Source organism: Nocardia sp. CA-084685 (genome assembly GCF_050955785.1).
In the GTDB taxonomy this organism is placed as follows: Bacteria; Actinomycetota; Actinomycetes; order Mycobacteriales; family Mycobacteriaceae; genus Nocardia.
In genome coordinates this window covers 7,622,539-7,642,201 of sequence record NZ_CP192094.1, presented here as the reverse complement: position 1 = coordinate 7,642,201, position 19,663 = coordinate 7,622,539, and the positions used below count along the sequence as shown (strand labels likewise).

The 19,663-nt window shown below is 64.0% G+C and carries 14 protein-coding genes and 1 tRNA gene; 10 read left to right on the top strand and 5 right to left on the bottom strand.

The window, feature by feature from the left end; all coding sequences use genetic code 11:
• Positions 1-3,003 (top strand): UPF0182 family protein, encoded by a 3,003-nt coding sequence (locus tag ACQP2U_RS34040; RefSeq protein WP_433711246.1) that lies wholly within the window; start codon positions 1-3, stop codon positions 3,001-3,003.
• Positions 3,004-3,115: 112 nt separating this feature from the next.
• Here the strand turns inward: ACQP2U_RS34040 and ACQP2U_RS34035 are convergent, their stop codons facing one another.
• On the bottom strand, positions 3,116-3,667 hold the full coding sequence (locus tag ACQP2U_RS34035) for a transglycosylase family protein (protein ID WP_433711245.1): 552 nt from the start codon (positions 3,665-3,667) through the stop codon (positions 3,116-3,118).
• A gap of 566 nt (positions 3,668-4,233) precedes the next feature.
• Here ACQP2U_RS34035 and ACQP2U_RS34030 point away from each other — a divergent pair.
• Positions 4,234-4,307, top strand: a tRNA-Met gene (locus ACQP2U_RS34030).
• A 98-nt stretch (positions 4,308-4,405) separates the two neighbouring features.
• Here ACQP2U_RS34030 and ACQP2U_RS34025 read toward each other — a convergent pair.
• The 3 genes from ACQP2U_RS34025 to ACQP2U_RS34015 all read right to left on the bottom strand — a co-directional run bounded on the left by ACQP2U_RS34025 (position 4,406) and on the right by ACQP2U_RS34015 (position 6,926).
• Positions 4,406-5,638, bottom strand: a complete 1,233-nt coding sequence (locus ACQP2U_RS34025) for an MAB_1171c family putative transporter (protein WP_433711244.1) — start codon at positions 5,636-5,638, stop codon at positions 4,406-4,408.
• Between the two features lies 1 nt (position 5,639).
• Positions 5,640-6,149: a hypothetical protein gene (locus ACQP2U_RS34020; protein ID WP_433711243.1), complete on the bottom strand. Its 510-nt coding sequence runs from the start codon at positions 6,147-6,149 to the stop codon at positions 5,640-5,642.
• 174 nt (positions 6,150-6,323) lie between these two features.
• Positions 6,324-6,926: a TetR/AcrR family transcriptional regulator gene (locus tag ACQP2U_RS34015; RefSeq protein ID WP_433716664.1), complete on the bottom strand. Its 603-nt coding sequence runs from the start codon at positions 6,924-6,926 to the stop codon at positions 6,324-6,326.
• A gap of 198 nt (positions 6,927-7,124) precedes the next feature.
• Here ACQP2U_RS34015 and ACQP2U_RS34010 point away from each other — a divergent pair, with 198 nt between their 5' ends.
• The 8 genes from ACQP2U_RS34010 (at position 7,125) to ACQP2U_RS33975 (ending at position 19,189) form a co-directional block, all read left to right on the top strand.
• Positions 7,125-8,117, top strand: coding sequence for a Rieske 2Fe-2S domain-containing protein (locus ACQP2U_RS34010; RefSeq protein ID WP_433711242.1), 993 nt, complete (start codon positions 7,125-7,127; stop codon positions 8,115-8,117).
• Positions 8,117-9,208 carry an NAD(P)H-dependent amine dehydrogenase family protein gene (locus ACQP2U_RS34005; protein ID WP_433711241.1) on the top strand — a complete coding sequence of 364 codons (1,092 nt, stop codon included), beginning with the start codon at positions 8,117-8,119 and terminating at the stop codon, positions 9,206-9,208. The genes ACQP2U_RS34010 and ACQP2U_RS34005 overlap by 1 nt, the downstream gene beginning before the upstream one ends.
• Positions 9,209-9,320: 112 nt before the next feature.
• Positions 9,321-10,901, top strand: coding sequence for an FAD-dependent monooxygenase (locus ACQP2U_RS34000; protein WP_433711240.1), 1,581 nt, complete (start codon positions 9,321-9,323; stop codon positions 10,899-10,901).
• 418 nt (positions 10,902-11,319) lie between these two features.
• On the top strand, positions 11,320-13,473 hold the full coding sequence (locus ACQP2U_RS33995; RefSeq protein ID WP_433711239.1) for a hypothetical protein: 2,154 nt from the start codon (positions 11,320-11,322) through the stop codon (positions 13,471-13,473).
• 252 nt (positions 13,474-13,725) lie between these two features.
• Complete coding sequence (locus ACQP2U_RS33990) at positions 13,726-14,595, top strand: MurR/RpiR family transcriptional regulator (RefSeq protein WP_397035483.1); 870 nt, start codon at positions 13,726-13,728, stop codon at positions 14,593-14,595.
• Between the two features lie 41 nt (positions 14,596-14,636).
• Positions 14,637-15,401, top strand: a complete 765-nt coding sequence (locus tag ACQP2U_RS33985; protein ID WP_433711238.1) for an HAD family hydrolase — start codon at positions 14,637-14,639, stop codon at positions 15,399-15,401.
• Positions 15,398-17,743, top strand: a complete 2,346-nt coding sequence (locus ACQP2U_RS33980) for a glycoside hydrolase family 65 protein (protein ID WP_433711237.1) — start codon at positions 15,398-15,400, stop codon at positions 17,741-17,743. The genes ACQP2U_RS33985 and ACQP2U_RS33980 overlap by 4 nt, the downstream gene beginning before the upstream one ends.
• 18 nt (positions 17,744-17,761) lie before the next feature.
• Entirely contained in the window at positions 17,762-19,189 is a 1,428-nt protein-coding gene (locus tag ACQP2U_RS33975; protein ID WP_433711236.1) for a lipase maturation factor family protein, read from the top strand.
• On the opposite strand, the gene ACQP2U_RS33970 is transcribed toward ACQP2U_RS33975, so the two are convergent.
• Entirely contained in the window at positions 19,183-19,584 is a 402-nt protein-coding gene (locus tag ACQP2U_RS33970) for a nuclear transport factor 2 family protein (protein WP_433711235.1), read from the bottom strand. The genes ACQP2U_RS33975 and ACQP2U_RS33970 overlap by 7 nt on opposite strands.
• Between the last annotated feature and the right edge of the window lie 79 nt (positions 19,585-19,663).

The window sequence follows — 19,663 nt, the reverse complement described above, 5'->3', positions numbered from 1 at the left end:
GTGGGCATGCGGCCCCCCACCGGCTTACCTTCGTTGTCCCGACGCAGCCGAGTGCTGCTGGTGGCGGCAATCATTCTGGCGGCGCTGCTGCTGCTGGGACCGCGGCTGACCGACACCTATACGAACTGGTTGTGGTTCGGCGAGGTCGGTTTCCGCAACGTCTATCTCACCGTGCTGCGCACGCGGATCCTGTTGTTCATCGTCGTCGCGTTGTTCGTCGGTCTTGTCGTGTGGTTGGCGCTGCTGCTGGCGTACCGGACCAGGCCGGTATTCATACCGGTGGCGGGTCCGAACGATCCGATCGCGCGCTACCGCACCACCGTGATGAGCCGGCTCAAGTTGTTCGGGATCGGCATTCCGCTGGTGCTCGGCGTGCTCTCCGGCTTGGTGGCGCAGTCGAATTGGGTCACCGTGCAACTGTTCCTCAATGGCGATTCGTTCGGCCAGAAGGATCCGCAGTTCGGCCTCGATGTCGGCTTCTACGCCTTCGACCTGCCGTTCTACCGGATGGTGCTGAACTGGCTGTTCGTCGCGGTCGTCATCGCCTTCTTCGCCAGTCTGGTGACGCACTACGTCTTCGGTGGCCTGCGCCTGACCGGGCGCGAGGGCACGCTGACCAGGCCCGCGCGCATCCAGCTCGCGGTCATCGCCGGAATCTTCGTGCTGCTCAAGGCGATTGCCTACTGGTTCGACCGCTACGAGCTGCTGTCGAGCAGTCGTAAGGAGCCGACCTTCACCGGTGGTTCCTACACCGATATCAACGCCGTATTGCCCGCGAAGCTGATCCTGCTGTCCATCGCGGTGATCTGCGCGATCGCCTTCTTCGCCGGTATCGTGCTGCGCGATCTGCGGGTGCCCGCCATGGCGGCCGCGCTGCTCGTGCTCTCTTCCGTCCTGGTCGGCGCGGTATGGCCGCTGGTGGTCGAGCAGTTCTCGGTGCGTCCGAACGCCGCCGACAAAGAGAGTGAGTACATCGAACGCAATATCGCGGCGACCAGGCAGGCGTTCGGCATCACCTCGGACAAGATCGAGTACAAGGACTACAAGGGCGATAGTTCGAAGAGCCCGCTGGAAGTTCCGGTGGATGCGGCGACGATCGGCAATGCCCGCCTGCTCGACCCGAATATCTTGTCGCCCACCTTCACTCAGCTCAAGCAGTTGAAGAACTTCTATGGCTTCCCGGAGTCGCTGGATATCGACCGCTACAACCTCAAGGGTGATATCCAGGACTACATCGTGGCGGCTCGTGAACTGCATCCTTCGGCGCTGAGCGGTAACCAGACCGACTGGATCAACAAGCACACCGTCTACACCCACGGCAACGGCTTCGTCGCGGCGCCCGCCAACCGGGTGAACCGGCCGCAGTACGAGGACCCCAATGCCAACACCGGCGGCAGCAGCGACAGCGGCTACCCCATCTTCCTGGTCAGCGACCTGTTCAACTCGACCGACCAGCAGCAGATCAAGGTCGACCAGCCGCGCGTCTACTACGGCGAGCTGATCTCACAGTCCAATCCCGACTACGCGATCGTAGGTTCCTCCAACGGTCAGCACCCGCGCGAATACGATTCCGACACAGCGCAGTTCACCTACAACGGCAAGGGTGGCGTCTCGATCGGGAACTGGTTCAACCGGTTGGCCTTCGCGGCCAAGTACACCGAGCGCAATCTGCTGTTCTCCTCGGCCATCGGCGACAACTCCAAGATCATCTTCAACCGCAGCCCGCGTGAGCGGGTGCAGAAGGTGGCACCATGGCTGACCACCGACGGCAATGCCTATCCGGCGGTGGTCAACGGCCGGATCCAGTGGATCGTCGATGCGTACACCACGCTGGACAACTATCCGTATGCGCAGACCACCTCGCTGGAGGGCGCGGTCGAGGACAGCATCGATAAGAAGACCGGAAGGCTGTTGCCGCGCAAGGAGGTCAGCTACATCCGCAATTCGGTGAAGGCCACCGTCGATGCCTACGACGGCACGGTGACCCTCTACGAGGTGGACTCGACCGACCCGGTGCTCAAGGCTTGGCGCGGTGTGTTCCCGGGCGCGGTCAAGCCGGAGAGCGAGATCTCACCGGAACTGCGCGCGCACTTCCGCTATCCGGAGGATCTGTTCAAGGTGCAGCGCGAAATGCTGACCAAATACCATGTGGACAATCCGCGAGAGTTCTTCACCAACAACGCTTTCTGGTCGGTGCCGAGCGATCCGACCACCGAGGGCGGGACCTTCAATCAGCCGCCGTACTACGTGCTGCTGGGTGATGCGTCGGCGAACAATAAGCCGGTATTCAATCTGACCAGCGCCATGGTCGGCTACAACCGGCAGTTCCTGTCCGCCTATATTTCGGTGCGTTCGGATCCGGACGGATACGGCAAATTCACGATCTTGCAATTACCGACCGATACGCAGACACAGGGTCCGCAGCAAACGCAGAACAGTATGACGACTGCGCCGGAAGTCTCCAGTCAGAAAACACTGCTGTCGAACTCGAACAAGATCAGATATGGCAATCTGCTGACACTGCCGATCGCCGACGGCGGAATCCTTTATGTGGAGCCGTTTTACAACGAGCGAAATACCGGTGCGGGCAGCTCCACCTTCCCGCAGTTGCTGCGGGTACTGGTGAGCTATCGCGATGTGGCGGGCAGTGTGAAGGTCGGCTTCGCCTCCACCCTGGCCGATGCGCTGAATCAGGTGCTGCCCGGAACAGGTTCGCTGGCCACGCCATTCGGCGGTGATCCGGCGAGCAGGCCGAAACCGGGGACCGCGCCACCGGCGGATCACGGCGCCACACCGCCGACGCAGGGCACGACACCGCCGGCGCAGGGCACCACGCCCCCGCCCGCGACCGGATCCGGCGCCAAGGACGCCGCCGCCGCGGAGCTGAGCAAGAAGATCGAGACTGTGCGAAATGCCATGAAGTCCGGGAACTTCCAGGACTTCGGCAGGGCGCTGGAGGAACTGGACGCCGCTGTGAAGGCATATCAGGACGCCGGTCGCTGATCCAACGAGAACGGCCCCGTCACCCGAAGGAATCGGGCGACGGGGCCGTTCTCATTGACGTCGAACCGACGTCCGCCTCGGCGCCGTTGCCGAGTGACGTCGAATTCCTACGTCAGCGACCGAACGAGTCGATCAGTGCGCCGTTCTGGTCCAGCAGCTGCTGGTACTGGCCCTCCAGGCCATTCTGCTTGGCCAGCTGGTAGCCCGCGGACTTGGCCTGCTCGATGGCGCCCTTGACGCTGGAGACCGGGGCGGGGGCGGCCTCAGGGGCGGCGGGCTCCGGCTCGACGACGGCCGGGGCCGGGCTCGGCTCGGACTCACCGGCGCGCAGGTACTGACCGCAGACCGGCCAGGCGCCCGCACCCTGGGTGGCGAGCACATTCTCGGCCACCCGGATCTGCTCTTCCTTGCTCGCACTATTGGCGGAACCGTGGCCACCGTTGGCCGCCCAGGTGCTCTGCGAGAACTGCAGACCGCCGTAGTAGCCATTTCCGGTGTTGATACCCCAGTTGCCACCGCTTTCGCACTGCGCGACGCCATCCCAATTGTGCGCCGGGGCGGCGGCTGCGGTGCCGGTGGAAAGACCGAACGGGACGGCAACGATTGCGCCGGTGACAGCGGCATAGCCGAGGGCGCGGGTGCTGAGCTTTCGGTGCTTCGACATGTTGTATTCCCTCCCTGCGCCCACCGCCCCCGGTAATGCAAAATGCCGAGTCCCTGCCCCCAGGTGTGTCGGGGATCCTCGAACCGCGGGACAGGGTCGCCGGTGTTCGGCGGTTCGAGTTCGAGCCCATCACGTCTGATCCGGGCCGTGGCTCGACGGTAACGAAGAAATCTCGGTAGATCACATCTTGATAACTTCGCCATTGCATGAAGCGCATAACGTGTATACCGGTGTTTGCGCAGGTCGCAAATGCCATAAGAATGGATTCCGGTCGGTCTGTTATAGCGCCGTTATGTGTTCGGGATCACTACGAAATAGTGACTCATGTCACGTTTGAAACCATTTGGCGACAGGCCTGTTTTCTTTGAACGACTTTCGCGGCCGCGCTCGCCTGGTTCGGTGGATGGATTCGGTAGGCGTCCACCGCCTCCGCTCGGAGCCGTCTGTGCGCAACGTCCCTCGGCTTTCCGTGACCCGTCGCCGCGGCTCCCTGACCAGGGCAAACCGCCTGGAAGGTAAGCGATTTGCCTTCCGTGCGTAGACGTGTGTAATGTTGTGTTTACCGACGCGGGGTGGAGCAGCTCGGTAGCTCGCTGGGCTCATAACCCAGAGGTCGCAGGTTCAAATCCTGTCCCCGCTACTAGGGAAACGGCCCGGAACTCAAATGTTCCGGGCCGTTTTTCATTGGCGCTCGAGCGCGCGTTGGGAATCGTTGCAAGGCTCCTTATCCAGGGCCGATCACCGAGCCGAGGTCGGGGAGGACGCCGCACCGCGTCCGTGCGCTGGCGGATACACATACGTACGCGATGGCGACTTTGTCAGGCCGCGGACCTGCCGCCATGCCCTGGCAAGTGCGAGTAGCTGGCGCAGCTCCGCGGTGAGGTCCCGTGCCCCTGGTTGGACTTGGTGCCGGGGCGTGAACCGGCTCGCGCTCGGGGGGTGCCCGGCAGCTTTGGTGGCAATGGCCTCGGCGATGCGGCGGGCATAGATATATGGGTCACCGCCGGTGGCGGCCAGATCGTCGGGGCTGTCGCTGTAGCGCTCGAGATGCAGCAGGCTGTCGCGGATCTCGACCGTCATGCGGTGCAGGCGGATGGCCGGGTCTGTTCGGCCGTTATGGTCGCGCCGCATCTCTAAGACGATTTCGGGTACGGCTGCGGTGAGATCGGCCCACATCGGCCGCAGGCGGCGGCAGTATCGGCCGGTGCGGTCCCATCCGATGTGGGTGAGCAGGGTGCTGATCAGCGGCACCGTGATCACGGCGGGAGCGCCGACGGCCGAGAGAAGGAAGCCGCTCCATGCTTTCCAGTGCATCTCGGGATCGAATGACGGTTGGCCTGTGATGAGACTGATGATGGTTCCGACCGGGTATACGACCGCTACGATCCCCAGGCCCACCGCGGTGCCCAGGACCGCTGTGTGCAGTGCACGTTCCTGCCAGGCGGTATCGCCTGCGGCATGTATCTCGCGCACGCATACCCGGCCGACGAGCAGGGCTGTAGCGCCGAGCGGAAGGGAAAAAGCGGCCCAGACCACGACAGCCGGCCAGCCCAGGGTTTGGTCGATCAACTGGTCGGCGCGGCGGGCGGGCGTCCCTGCGGTCAGGATGACGGTGGTGGCGGTGATCGTGACGAGGTAATAGCGCCACTGCCGGCGCCATGTGTGGGCGGGATCGGCGCCTGCCCACAACATGGCAACGCCGTAGACATGCGAGATGCACAACACGGTTGCTCCCAGCGAGAGCTGTCGGGCGATGTTCACCACGTCGCTGTCGTCGCCGGGCAGCAGCCAGGCCAGTGAGTGTTGGAACCATGCGTCCCGCAACAAGTGTTCGGAGAGCGCGGCGGCGAGCCCGCGGTTGATGAGCCGGTCGACGAGGCTGTCCCGCAACAGCCACCACCGACCGGCGAGCACCAACGCGATATCTGTCAGGACGGGCCAGGTGATCAGACCCGGGATCGGGGAGGTCATCTCATCGATGCCGGTTTCGGAAGAACGTCGATCGGAACCGGCTCGCCGACCGCTTCGGCAGCATCGCTTCCACCAGCAGCAGGTCGGCGAAGGTTTCGGCGGCTAGCTCGCGCTCGCTACCGTAGTCCTGGCGGCGCAGTACGCTGCGGATGGTTTCCAGCGACAGCGAGGGCATCAATTCGCGCAACGGCAGATCAGCCGCGGCGCCAGCGGGACCGCTCGCGGTCCCGTGGCCGAGCAGCATGTGACCGATCTCGTGGGCGATGATGTGATCGGCATGCCATTCGGAGTCGGCTCCGTACATGATCACGTCATCGCCTTCCCGGGCAATCCACAGGCCGCTTCCGGTGCCGCATCCGTTTGCCGAGAGGGCGCCGACGTCGATCGGGCACAACGTGATCGGCCGTCCGCGGTACTGGGCGACCCGAGCGATGTATTCCGTTATGTCCCATGGGTGGGGGATCGGTACCAGGCGACCCAGCTCCTCGAATCGCGCGGCGAGATCCTCCATTACGTCTTCCCTCGTTGATCACGTCACCCATGCCGATATTGCGGTGAGCGTAGTCGCTCATGGAGCATGGCCGCGAACGTGGCCCGGCGCTTCCGTGAGCACCACGAAAACTGTTGGTGCACGGGCGAAGCCGGGCCGCGCACCAGATCCCGCACCAGTGAATCTCTGGCGGGTTCAGCGCTGCTGATCCGGGTCGGGTGATCGTCGAACCGCCGGGCGTCCCGAATCCTCGAGGTAGGCGACGATGGCGTTGGTGAGTCCACGCCGAGCCTTGTCGAGGTCGGAGTAGGTGCCGAGTTGGCGTTCGGAGTTGATGCCGCGCATGGCGCCTGGGATCAGCGCTGCGATCTCCTCCACGCGGTCCGGGGCAACGCCTAGGTCCGCGAAGGCGTTTTGGCAGGTTCGAAGCCACCCATGGCCCCAGGATGCTAGTTCGGCGGCCGTACGCGGGTAGAGCTGTTCGAGTTCGGTGTGATCGCGCGGCAACGCGGCACGCAGGTTCTCGATCGCCCGGGAGTCGGGGGAGGTGAGTCCCGCGTAGAGGGTGTCGATGATGCTGGCGACTCGCTGATGAAGTGGTGCGGCGGTATCGGTGAAGGTGAGCATTTCGGCTCGCCGCTCGGCGGTGTAGTGCAGCACGGCGGCCCAGAGCCCGTCGTTATCGCCGAACTGATATTTGACCGCACCCCAGGTGGCGCCGATCTCGCGGGCGATCTTGCTGGCCGATACCGCGCCGGGGCCTCCGGTTGCCAGCGATCGCACCGCCGCTTTCAGCATGTTCTCCCGGGTGGCATCGCCACGTCGATTCGTGCGTCGCGCATAGCCATCCCGGTCGGTCACTTTCCAGATGTTAGCTGGTGACGCGCACGCGGCCCGGTCCGAATCCCTGCCGAATGAACCGTCTTTCTATTTTCACAGCATCCACTGTGATAATTTCACAGCGGTCACTGTGATCTGTTGGGAGAGGACAGCGAGATGGCGAAGCCGCCGCTATCGATGAAGCCGACGGGATGGTTCCAAGTCGCGTGGTCGGCCGAGATCGGCGCTGGCACGGTCCGGCGGATGACCTACTTCGGCCAGGAATTGGTGGCGTGGCGGGCGCAATCGGGCCTGCTGACGGTGATGGATGCGTACTGCGAGCACCTGGGCGCTCATCTCGGCTTCGGCGGTCACGTCGAGGGCGATGTCATCGAGTGCCCATTTCATGGCTGGCAGTGGAACCACGAGGGCCGCAATGTCTGCATTCCGTATGAGAAACATCCCAACCGGGGCAGACGCATCCGCACCTATCCGGTCGTCGAGCGCAACGATTCGGTCTACATCTGGCACGACGTCGCCGGTCGCTCACCTTATTTCGATGTGCCCGACGTATTCACCGGATTCGGCGACGACAGCGGCCCGGCCGACTACTACCCATCGGCCACCCTGTTCCGGGAGCGACTGGAACTGCATCCGCAGTACGTGCTCGAAAACGGTGTCGACTTCGCACATTTCAAGTTCGTGCACCAGACGCCGATCGTGCCGATATTCACCCGGCACGACTTCGACGAACCGGTGTCCTACGTCGACTTCACCATCACCTTCGAAGGTGACGATGGACAGTCCATCGAGGATGTCAACAGTGGCGTCGAGGCGATCAACGGCGGACTCGGCATCGCGGTGACCAAGAGTTGGGGCATGATCGACAACAGGACCATCACGGCGGTCACCCCGGTCGACGACGGCACCTGCGATGTTCGCTTCAGCGTGTACATCGGCCGTCGGCCCAGCTCCGATCCGGCGCAGGCCGAGCGTAGAGCCCAGGCGTTCGCCCAGGAGGTCATTCGCCAGTTCACCCAGGACGTGAATATCTGGCAGCACCAGCGCTACTCGGATCCACCGGCACTGTCCGGAAGTGAGTACCAGGGTTTCAACGCCATCCGCACCTGGGCCGAGCAGTTCTATCCAGCGCACGAAAGCAGGCTTTGATGAACACGCCAACCAAGGCGCCGATCCGGGTCTTCCAGGTCGCCACCGGCAATGTCGGAACCGAAATGATCAAACGAATCGGCAACCATCCCGATCTCGAACTCGTCGGATTGCATTGCTACACACCGGAGAAGATCGGCCGCGACGCCGGCGAGATCGCCGGTCTGGCGCCGAACGGCGTCATCGCGACCGGCTCGGTGGAGGAGATCATCGCCGCCGCACCCGACGTGCTCACCTTCCACGGCGTATTCCCCGACGAGGACCTCTATGTACAGGTGCTCGAAGCGGGCATCGACATCGTCACCACTGCGGACTGGATCACCGGTTGGCATCGCGACACCAACCATCCGCATCCGTCGGGTAAGCCGGTGACGCAGCTGCTGAGCGAGGCGTGCGCGAAGGGCGGCACGACCTTTTACGGCACCGGCATGAATCCGGGACTGAATCAGATCCTCGGCGTGGTGTGCTCCGCTGACGTCGCCGATATCGAGAGCATCATCACCCTCGAATCCGTCGACGTGTCGTGCCACCACTCGAAGCAGACCTGGATCGAGGTCGGCTACGGGTTACCGGTCGAGGATCCGAGCATTCCGGGCAGACTGGAGAAGTACACCAGTGTCTTCGCCGACAGCGTCCTGATGATGGCCGATTGCTTCGGGGTGAAACTCGACGGGGTCGAGTTCACCTATGAACTCGGTGCCTGCACCAAGGATGTCGATCTGGGTTGGTATCGACTACCGAAGGGCTCGCTCGGTGGTAACCACATCAAGTACCAGGGCATGGTCGACGGTGTTGCGAGGATCGAGACGCATCTGCAGTGGCAGATGACCCCGCACACCGACCCGAGCTGGAATATCAAGGGCTGCTACATAACGCAGATCAAGGGCGATCCGTGCGTCTACAACAAGCATATGGTTCTCCCGAAGCCCGGCGTCGACCTCTCGAATCCGGACAACTTCGCCTCGATCGGCATGACCGTCACCGGATTGCCCGCACTCAATGCGATAGCGTCCGTGGTTGCCGCTCCGCCGGGACTACTGACCAGTGCGGATATCCCGCTGCGCGGATTCGCTGGTCGCTTCAAGAACTAGGAAACGGGGCGCGCCCACTCATTTCCCTTCTCAACTTATAACGCACCCGGGGGCTTGCGGCAAGACCCGGGTCGTACCGCAGAATCGCTGGCCGAGGCCAGAACCTGCGGAGATGGGAAGTAACCGAATGCATGTGACCGACACCGATGTGATCATCGTGGGTGCGGGCCCGACGGGGCTGATGCTGGCCGCCGAATTGCGACTGGCCGGAGTGCGGCCGCTGGTATTGGAGCGGAAGTCGCAGCCCCGAGACATCCCGAAGGCCGGTGGTATCGGCGGGCAGATCCTGGAATTGCTGCGCTATCGCGGCCTGCTGGAACGCTGCGAAGCGGCCAACACCGATCCGATCCCGGCTCCCCGCTTTCCGTTCGGCGGTGTGCACGTCGACTTGACGCACCTGTCGGATCCACCGTTGCACGCGCTGCCGCTCGCACAGCATCGACTCGAGCGAGTGCTCGCCGAACGGGTTCGCGAACTCGGCGCGGACGTTCGCCGCGGACATGAGGTGGTCGCGGTGAGCCAGGACGATGCCACGGTGACCGCCGAGGTGCGCGGGCCGGACGGGGCGTACCAGGTGACCGCCCGATACCTGGTGGGCTGCGACGGCGGACGCAGCCGAATCCGCGATATCGCGGGCATCGCATTTCCGGGTACCACATATCCGGAGGTCAACCGACTGGTTCAGGTCGCGGTGCACGATTCGGTGACCGTGCTCGACAACGGCGATCTCGATGTCCCCGGATTCGGTAGGATCCGTGCGGGTTTCACGCAAACAGAGCGCGGTATGTTCGCGAACGGGTCGACCACTCCCGGACTGCTCGGTCTGTTCACCGCTGAGGACGAGTCCACCGAGTACGACGACGACGAACCGATGACCCTGACCGAGTTCCAGGACAGTGTCCGCCGGGTGCTCGGCGCGGATCTGCCACTGGGGGAGCCGATTCGGCTGTCGCGCTTCACCTTCAAGGACCGGTTGGCCCAACGCTACCGCGCCGGGCGGATCCTGCTGGCCGGCGATGCGGCCCACCTGTTCCTGGCCACGGGGGTGGCGATCAACGCCGGCATGCTCGATACGGTCAACCTGGCTTGGAAACTGGCCGCCGATATCGACGGCTGGGGACCAGCGGGCCTGCTCGACACCTATCACGACGAACGTCACCTGGCGGGCGCGCGGACCCTGCTACACACTCGGGCGCAAGTGGCACTGCGGCGCGGTAAAGACCCGGCCGCCGAAGCGCTTCGGCAGGTCTTCCAGGAACTGCTTCTCGACGAGCAGCCATTGCGCCGCGTTGGAGCCCTGATCGCGGGCACCGACATCCGCTATCGGCTAACAAACCCCAACGAACACGCCTCGACCGGCACATTCGCACCCGACCTTCCGCTATATACCGACCAGGGCGCAAGCAGCGTCGCGGAACTCATGCACACCGCACGGCCCATCCTGCTCGTCCTCGCCGACCGGCCGGAGCTGTGCGCGATCGCCCGAGAGTGGCAACACCGCATCGAAATCCACACCGCCCGAACCGATCACCGTCCAGCCGACGCCCTGCTGATTCGCCCCGACGCTCATATCGCCTGGGCGGCAACCATTGACGAGTCCGTCGATACCGCCGCGCCGGCGCTGCGAGAAGCGCTCTCGAACTGGTTCGGCGCACCCTCGAGAACGCCGGTGCCCGCCGATCAGCTCGGCTGATCGGCCGTTGTCCCGCACCACTTCTCCCGCTTTCCGACCTGGTGGGAGAAGTGGTGACGCGCCAAGAGGATCCCGGCGCGTCGGACCGTAGACATGCGGTCTGCTGAGCGCGATTGCACTGTGGGAGTGCGGTTTTCATGTACTCGATGTCGGTGGCGGAGGTTTCGAAGACACTTCGTCGGCGCCGCACCGATGTGCCGCCGGCGATGGCTCCGACGGCGTACGAAGTGGACGCTAGGTGAACAACTGGTATCGCAATAGTGTTGCCACGCAACAATAGTTGCGTCATGCTGAGGGTATGGCCAGACGGTCGAAGAGGCGGCCGGTCCGGCCGAGGTGGGGATCCGAGGATCCGAAGGGGTGCTGTCCGCGCCCCGTCTTTTCCCGTGCAATTCGTTGGCGGCGGCGCCTCGGCTGGGTGCTGGCCGTCATCTTCGTGCTGTTCGTCTTTCCTGGGCTCCTCGGCGCGGTGGCCAATGCGCAGTACCTGGCCGCGGCGACGGGCGGCGGTGTCTCCGAAATCGACGGCCTCAGCTGGATGCACATCCACGATTCGTACGGGGTTCCGCTGGCGAACTACGCCTTCGCGACCGACCACGGCGGCGTGCTGGATCCGGGGTCGACGATCCTCTGGGCCATCCTCGGCTTCGAATTCATCGGCTATATCGCCATCGTGACGACCGCTATCTGGTTGATCGGCAATGCGCTGAGCTTCCAGTGGCTCAATATGTTCGGCTCGGCACTGACCGGCGTCGCGGACCGGCTGACCGGTCAGATCGCGACGCCGATGCTGCTGATCACCGCGGCGACGATCGGTGCTTTCTGCGTCGCCTGGTTCTGGGTGCGTGGCTATCACGCCAAGGCGATGCTGCAGATCGTCACGATGCTGGGTGTCGCGGTGCTCGGGCCGGTATTCCTGGCAGAGCCGCTGGGCGATGTGCTGTCCTCGGACGGATTGCTCGCCAAGGGTAGGGATCTCGGAATTTCGGTGGCGGCCGGGCTCAACGGCAACAACAACCCGAATCCGAACCAACTGGTGACGACCATGCAGCGCGATCTGGCGGACAACTTCGCCCGCCGCCCGGTGCAAGTGTGGAATTTCGGGCATGTGGTCGACGAGCAACCGGCCTGCCGGTCGGCCTGGTCCGCGGGGATGACCGCGGGCGACGACGAACGGGTCCGCAAGGGCATGCAGAGCTGCGGTGATTCCGGCGCCTACGCTAAGGCCCAGAATCCGAGCATGGGTCAGGTCGGCACCGGCCTGATGCTGTTGATCTGCGGCGGCATTCTGTTGGTCTTCGCGGTGGTGCTCGGCATCCGGGTCATCAAGGCGGCGCTGGACGCGATCTACCACGGGTTCATGTCGATATTCGGTTTCGCCGCAGGCGGATTCGTCTACGGACCGACGCAGACCTTTCTGATCCGCAATATCGTCGACGGCTTTGTCGCGGCGGGCCGGATGACCGCCTACACCATCTTCCTCGGCATCTACGTGCTGTTCATGGGCAATCTGTTCGCGCAGGCGAAGGGGCAGACCATGGCGGTGATCGTCATCGCGGGCACCGTCGAGATCGTCGCCATCTCCCAGCTCAAACGCCTGAACCGCAGCCTCACCCGGGGCAACGACTGGATCGCCAACCGGTTCGCGCTCGCCGTGCAGGGGTCTGGAGCGCGCCCCGGCGGTGGAGGTGGCGGGGGATCGGCACTCGGTATGGGTGATGCTCGGGCTGGCGGTTCGATGCACGGCGGGCTGATGTCCGGATTGGGCATGCTGAACACGATCAATGCGTCGCCCGCGACCGCGTGGCTCCTCGGCGCCACAGTTGCCCCGTTGAACCCGCTGTCGCGCAGGAAGAAGGGGATGGATCTCAACAACATCGCCGTCTCGCCGATGGTGCGGCAATTGCACGAGTACAACCACGCTGGCCGCGGGAACTGGCGGGTCAAAGCCGCCGGGCGATTGAGCGGAATAGACCGCGGAACCGGGTCCGCCCTCGGTGTCCAAAATATTCTGGACGGTCTGGGCGACAGTAAGGTCCCGGACGCGATGATCGCTCCGATTCTGCTGGCGATGGGTGCGACCGATCAGCAGGTGATCGATGCCCAGCGCGCGCTGGCCGTCCAGAAGGCCAGCATGAAAGACTTCAACCCGAACGGCTTCGCGCCCCTACAGAAGGCGGTCGCCGCGGGGTACGCGGTCGAGAACCACCAAGACACCGCCGCGCTGCCGGCATTCGCGGGGCAGGCAGTGGTCGCTGCGGACAACTTCGTGCGGCACTCCACTGCGCCGATGAACCCGAACGCTGTAGATGACCAATTCGTACAGCGGGTCATGAACAGCGACGAACATCAGCTCAGAACCATTACCCCGGACGAATGGCGCAACGTTGGGCGCGATACTCGCCAACATATCGGACGGCGACTGGCGCTCGAGCACCAGGAAGCGGCCACGAACTACTACCACAATCAGAACGACAGGGCTCTTCTTCAGGCGTTGCAGTTGTCGAACCGGCGTCTGGCCAACTTCAACAGCCTCGATCCGAATGGCGGACCAAACCCGTGGTCTTCGTAGGCGGGCATGTGGGCAGGCTGACAATATTCGCCGATCGGTGAGGTCGAGGATCTGATCGATGGCCGCACCGATGGACCGGTCAACGATCCGTGGTCCGGGCTCCGGAGGCCGAAGCTGATCTCATAGCAAGGAGACCCATTCGCATAGCCCCGAAAACTGGTAGAAACCTGTGGGTTGAACGTGATTGCCCGGGGGCACTAGAACCAGACGGGCCGTCAGTTATGGTGACGGCCTATCGTTCGAGTACCCCGAATGATCGCGAGGCTCACCGTGCGGGACAGCGCTCCCACCACCTATCAGGAACTACGCGCCCTCCTGCAGCAGCGCTTACCGGAACTGGCCGAGGGCCAACAGCGCATTGCCAGGCTGGTATTGGACGATCCGGAAGGAACCGCATTCCGCAGCATCGGGCAGAGCGCCGAACTCGCGGGGGTGCACCGTTCCTCGCTGGTGCGCTTCGCGACCATGCTCGGCCTGCCCGGCTATCCGGGCCTGGTCGAACTCTGCCGCAGACAACTCGCCGCCGAGGCGTATCTGGTGCGTAGACCCGCCGACGCACCGCCGCCGAGCTCGAACGACGAGTTCTTCACCGCGATAACCGAGTACGACGCCACCAATATGTCCCGTACCTTCGCGCGAATCGATCGCGGCGACTGGGACCGGGCGGTGGAGACGCTCGCACATGCCTCGGGTGTGCACGTCATCGGGCTGCGGCGCTGCCTCGCGATCGCCTACGCCGCCACCTACCAGCTGCAGATGGTGCGTCATCGGGTGCGCCAGCTCGGGGCGACCGCCCGGCTGCTGACCGACGAGCTGCGCGATATCGAACCCGGCGACGCACTCCTCGCGGTATCGATCCGGCGCTACAGCAGTGATACCGTGCGCGCGGTCGAGGCGGCGCGCCGCCGAGGCGCCACCACCATCGCCCTCACCGATGACGCGTCCTCCCCGCTGGCCCGCATCGCCGATGTGACCTTCTACGTCGGAACCGGATCCCTCACCGTGCTGCGCTCGCTCACCGCCTTCACCGGACTGGTGCATGCCCTGGTCACCGCCGTCGCGCTGCGCCTGGAATCCGTCGGCGCCGATACCGACATCCTCGACGATCAATTGCTCGAGTAGCCGCGTCGTTTGCCGGTGCCGTCCTCGGGTACCGCTTGGTTATGACGCCAAGCCATGATCTCCGGGAGCTCGGATTGCCCGAGACGATCTCGGTGGCGCTGTTCGACCTCGACGGTGTATTGACCGATACCGCGGCGGTGCATCGGCGGGCGTGGAAGGCCGTCTTCGATGAATTCCTGGCCGGTCGCAGCCCAGGTCCGTTCCACCCGTTCACCGAATCGGACTATCTGGGCTATGTGGACGGCCGCTCGCGGGCGGACGGTATCCGCGAGTTCCTGAAGTCGCGGGGGATCACGCTAGCGGAGGGGGAGCCGGATGCGGCCGACGGGGAGCCGACCGTACAGGGACTCGGAAATCGGAAGAATCGGCTGTTCCTATCGTTCCTCGAACGCGACGGCGTACATGTCTATCCGGGTTCACTGGCCTATTTGAACGCGACGCGGGCGGCCGGATTGCGGACGGGGGTGGTGACCGCATCGGCGAATGCCCATGAGGTGTTGGCGGTCGCGGATCTGACCCGGTTCGTCGATGTGTGCATCGACGGAGTCGAAATCGCCAGCCGCGGTCTGCGCGGCAAACCCGCCCCGGACGCATTTCTCGCGGCCGCCCAGGCGCTGGACGTCAAGCCGGAACGGGCGGCGGCGTTCGAGGATGCCATCGCCGGGGTGACAGCCGGTCGGGCCGGTGACTTCGGATATGTGGTCGGCGTCGATCGAGTGCGCGATGGCACGCAGGCCGAGGCATTGCGCCGGGCCGGGGCAGATGTGGTCGTCACCGATTTGGCCGAGCTCGGGCCACCGCGATGACCACCGACTGCCATGGCTTCGAGATCGCGCCATGGCACCTACGTTGGTGCGGACTGGATCTCGAGGCATTGCACCGAACCGAGTCGATCTTCGCGCTCTCCAACGGACACCTCGGGTTGCGCGGCACTTTCGAGGAGGGCGAGCCGGTCGGCAAGCCGGGCACCTATCTCAACGGGTTCTACGAGAAACGCCAATTGCCATACGCCGAGGCGGGATATGGCTATCCGGAGGAGGGCCAGACCGTCGTCAATGTGACCGACGGGAAAATCATCCGGCTGCTCGTGGAGGACGAGCCGATGGATATGCGTTACGGCGAGGCCGTCGAACACGAACGGGTGCTGGACTTTCGTTCGGGTACGTTGCGGCGCGACACGGTCTGGAACTCGCCGACGGGTCGGCGCGTGCGCATCCGCTCGGAGCGACTGGTGTCGTTCACCGAACGCAGTCTGGCCGCGATCCGCTACGAGGTCGAACCGCTCGACGACGATCTCGAGTTGGTCATCCAATCGGATCTGCTTGCCAATGAACCGGTTCCGACCCCGCACGGTGATCCCCGACTCGCCGCCGCGCTGGAGAACCCTTTGGTGGCGGACTTCTGCACCGCAGGTGATTTCTCGGCGGTACTCGTCCACCACACCCGGCGATCCGGGTTGCGCATGGCCGCGGCCATGGACCACGAACTCGAGGTCGACGCGCCGCCGCGGTGCGGTGTGCACGCCGAGGAGGATATGGCCCGCTTGACGATCGCGGTCGATGTCGCCAAGGGCGAGCGCGTGCGATTGACGAAATATCTAGCCTACGGATGGTCGAGTCGGCGCTCGGTACCGGCGCTGCGAGCTCAGGTCGAGGCGGCGTTGGCCGCGGGTCTCGAGACCGGCTGGGATACCTTGCTGGCCCGCCAGCGTGCGTATCTGGATAACTTCTGGTCCACCGCCGATATCGAGATCGACGGAGATCCGGAACTGCAGCAAGCCGTCCGATTCGCGCTGTTTCATGTCCTGCAGGCGGGCGCACGCGGTGAGACCCGCGCGATACCGTCCAAGGGGCTGACCGGGCCTGGCTATGACGGACATTCATTCTGGGATACCGAGACTTTCGTATTGCCGGTGTTGACCTACACGGTGCCGGTGGCCGCGGGTGACGCATTGCGTTGGCGCCACGCCACCCTCGATCGGGCCCGCCAGCGCGCACACGAACTCGGCCACACCGGCGCGATGTTCCCGTGGCGCTCGATCAATGGCGACGAGGGTTCCGGCTACTGGCCGACCGGCACCGCCGCGGTGCACGTCAATGCCGATATCGCCGATGCGGTGGTCCGATATCTCGGCGCGACCGGTGATGAGCATTTCGAAAGAGGATGCGGTGTCGAGCTTTTGGTGGAGACCGCCCGCTCGTGGGTGAGCCAGGGGCACTACGACACAGCTGGTAACTTCCGGATCGACGGCGTGACAGGTCCGGATGAATACTCCGCACTCGCCGATAACAACGTCTATACCAATCTGATGGCACAGCGGAACCTCGATGAAGCCGCCGAAGCCTGTGCGCGCCAGCCGGATATCGCCGAGCGGTTGGATGTCGACGCCGAGGAGATCCGCGGCTGGCGCGACCGCGCCAAATGTATATTCCTGCCGTATAACGAGGAACTCGGAGTGCACGAGCAATCCGAGGGTTTCACCGACCATGCACGCTGGGACTTCGCCGCGACGCCGCCGGAGAAATATCCGCTGATGCTGTATTACCCGTACTTCGATCTGTATCGTAAACAGGTCGTCAAACAGGCGGACCTGACCTTGGCAATGTACTTGTGCCCCAACGCTTTCACTCCCGAGCAGAAGGCGCGCAACTTCGACTATTACGAGGCATTGACCGTCCGCGATTCGTCGCTGTCGGCCGCTGGCCAGTCCGTCATGGCGGCCGAGGTAGGCCACCTCTCGCGCGCCTTCGACTATTTCGCCGAGGCCGCATTGACCGACCTGCACGATCTGCATCACAATGTCGCCAACGGGCTGCATATGGCCTCACTTGCCGGAGCATGGCTGTGCTGCGTCTTCGGGTTCGGCGGCATGCGCGACCACGGTGGTGAATTGTGTTTCGCACCACGACTTCCCGCGAATATCTCGCGCTTGGTCTTTCGAATCATTTGGCGCGGCAGTGGTATAGCCGTCGAGATCACCGGTGATTCAGCGACTTATCGACTGCTGTCCGGAGATTCGGTGGTCCTGCGCCACCACGGTCGCGATACGACGCTCGGCAATGTCGCGGTCACATTGCCGATCCCGCGGCAATCCGATCGACCCGGGCCATTGCTACCCCGGGGGCGGGCGCCATATCGGCGGGGGTAGCGGTACGAAGGAGCGGGCATGCCATCGTTCACCGAATCCGAGTACTGGTTGGGCCGACTGATCTTCCAGCACGGCCTGGCCGCTATCTATCTGGTCGCCTTCGTGGCGGCGGCGCGGCAATTTCGAGCACTCATCGGCGCGAAGGGGATGTTGCCGGTGCCCAGATTCGTGCGGCGGGTGGAATTTCGCCGGGCTCCGAGTATTTTCCATTTCCACTATTCGGATCGGTTCTTCGCTTCGGTCGCCTGGTCCGGTGCGGCGCTGTCGGCCGCGGTGGTGGCCGGTGTGTTGAACCTGGTGCCGCTGTGGGGCGCGATGCTGCTGTGGGCGGTGCTGTGGGCGCTGTACCTGTCGATCGTGAATGTGGGGCAGGCGTGGTACGCGTTCGGGTGGGAATCGCTGCTGCTGGAGGCCGGATTCCTGGCGATCTTCCTCGGCAATGATCGGGTCGCGCCGCCGGTGCTTGCGTTGTGGTTGGCGCGGTGGCTGCTGTTCCGGGTGGAGTTCGGCGCCGGTCTGATCAAGATGCGTGGCGATTCCTGCTGGCGCGATCTGACCTGTCTGTACTACCACCACGAGACCCAGCCGATGCCCGGCCCGCTGAGCTGGTTCTTCCATCGCTTGCCCAAACCGCTGCATCGAGTGGAGGTGGCGGCCAATCATTTCGCCCAACTCGTCGTACCCTGGGGACTTTTCGCGCCGCAGCCGGTGGCGAGCGTGGCCGCCGCGTTCATTATCGTCACGCAACTGTGGCTGGTGCTCTCCGGCAATTTCGCCTGGTTGAACTGGGTGACGATTTTGTTGGCCAGCACCGTGATCGATATGTCCTCGGCACAAGCGGTTCTGCCCGTACCGGACCCGCCGTCCATGCCCGCGGCATCGCCGTGGTTCGCGGGTCTGGTTATCGCGTGCACCGTCGTGGTGCTGTTCCTGAGCTACTGGCCCGCCCGCAATCTGGTTTCGCGCCAGCAGCGCATGAATGCGTCCTTCAACCCATTGCACCTGGTCAACACCTATGGTGCGTTCGGCAGTATCGGCCGAACTCGCGAGGAGGTGGTGTTCGAGGGGACCGACGAAGCGGAGATCACCGACCGGACACTGTGGCGGGAGTACGAGTTCAAGGGTAAGCCGGGGGATCCGCGTCGATGGCCACGGCAATGGGCCCCGTACCACCTCAGGCTGGACTGGCTGATGTGGTTCGCCGCGATCTCCCCGTCCTACGCCCGCGGCTGGCTGCTCGGCTTCGTCGAACGACTGCTGCGCAACGACCCCGCGACCCTGCGACTACTACGCCGCTGTCCCTTCCGCGATACTCCGCCGACCTACGTGCGGGCGCGAATCTATCTGTACCGCTTCGCAACTCGCGCCGAACTCCAGCACGAGCACACATTGTGGCGCCGCACCCTGGTCGGCGAATACCTCCCGCCGATGGCGTTGGGTCAGTAGTAACTGCGTCCGGCCGGGCCGCCGGAGACCGACCAGACCTCGGTGATGAGCCCATCGGCGATGCGCAGGATATCGGTGCCGCTCACATCGACCAGCTCGCCATCCGGTCCGGTCAACGCCGCACCGTACGGCCGTGCCACGAATCCCGTTCGGGCGTTGTCTATTTCGACGACCGGCTCGCCCTGCGGTGTGAATCGGATCCCGGGACGCTGCTCGTGGAATTCGGCGATCTTGGCGGCGAAGGTCCGCGGGTCGTGGATATCGTCGTAGTCGCTGGCACCGGGCTGGGCATAGCGGAGAGTGAATTCAGGGGCCATGATCTTGTCCGCGAGTCCCAGATCGCCGTTCCACATCGCGGTCCATTCGTCGAACAGGGTGATGCCGAAGTCGCGCATCGTCGCTCCTCAATAGTCTCATTGATACGGTCTCGATGGAATTAACTTATACTCTCAGTGAGACGGTGTCAATGAGATG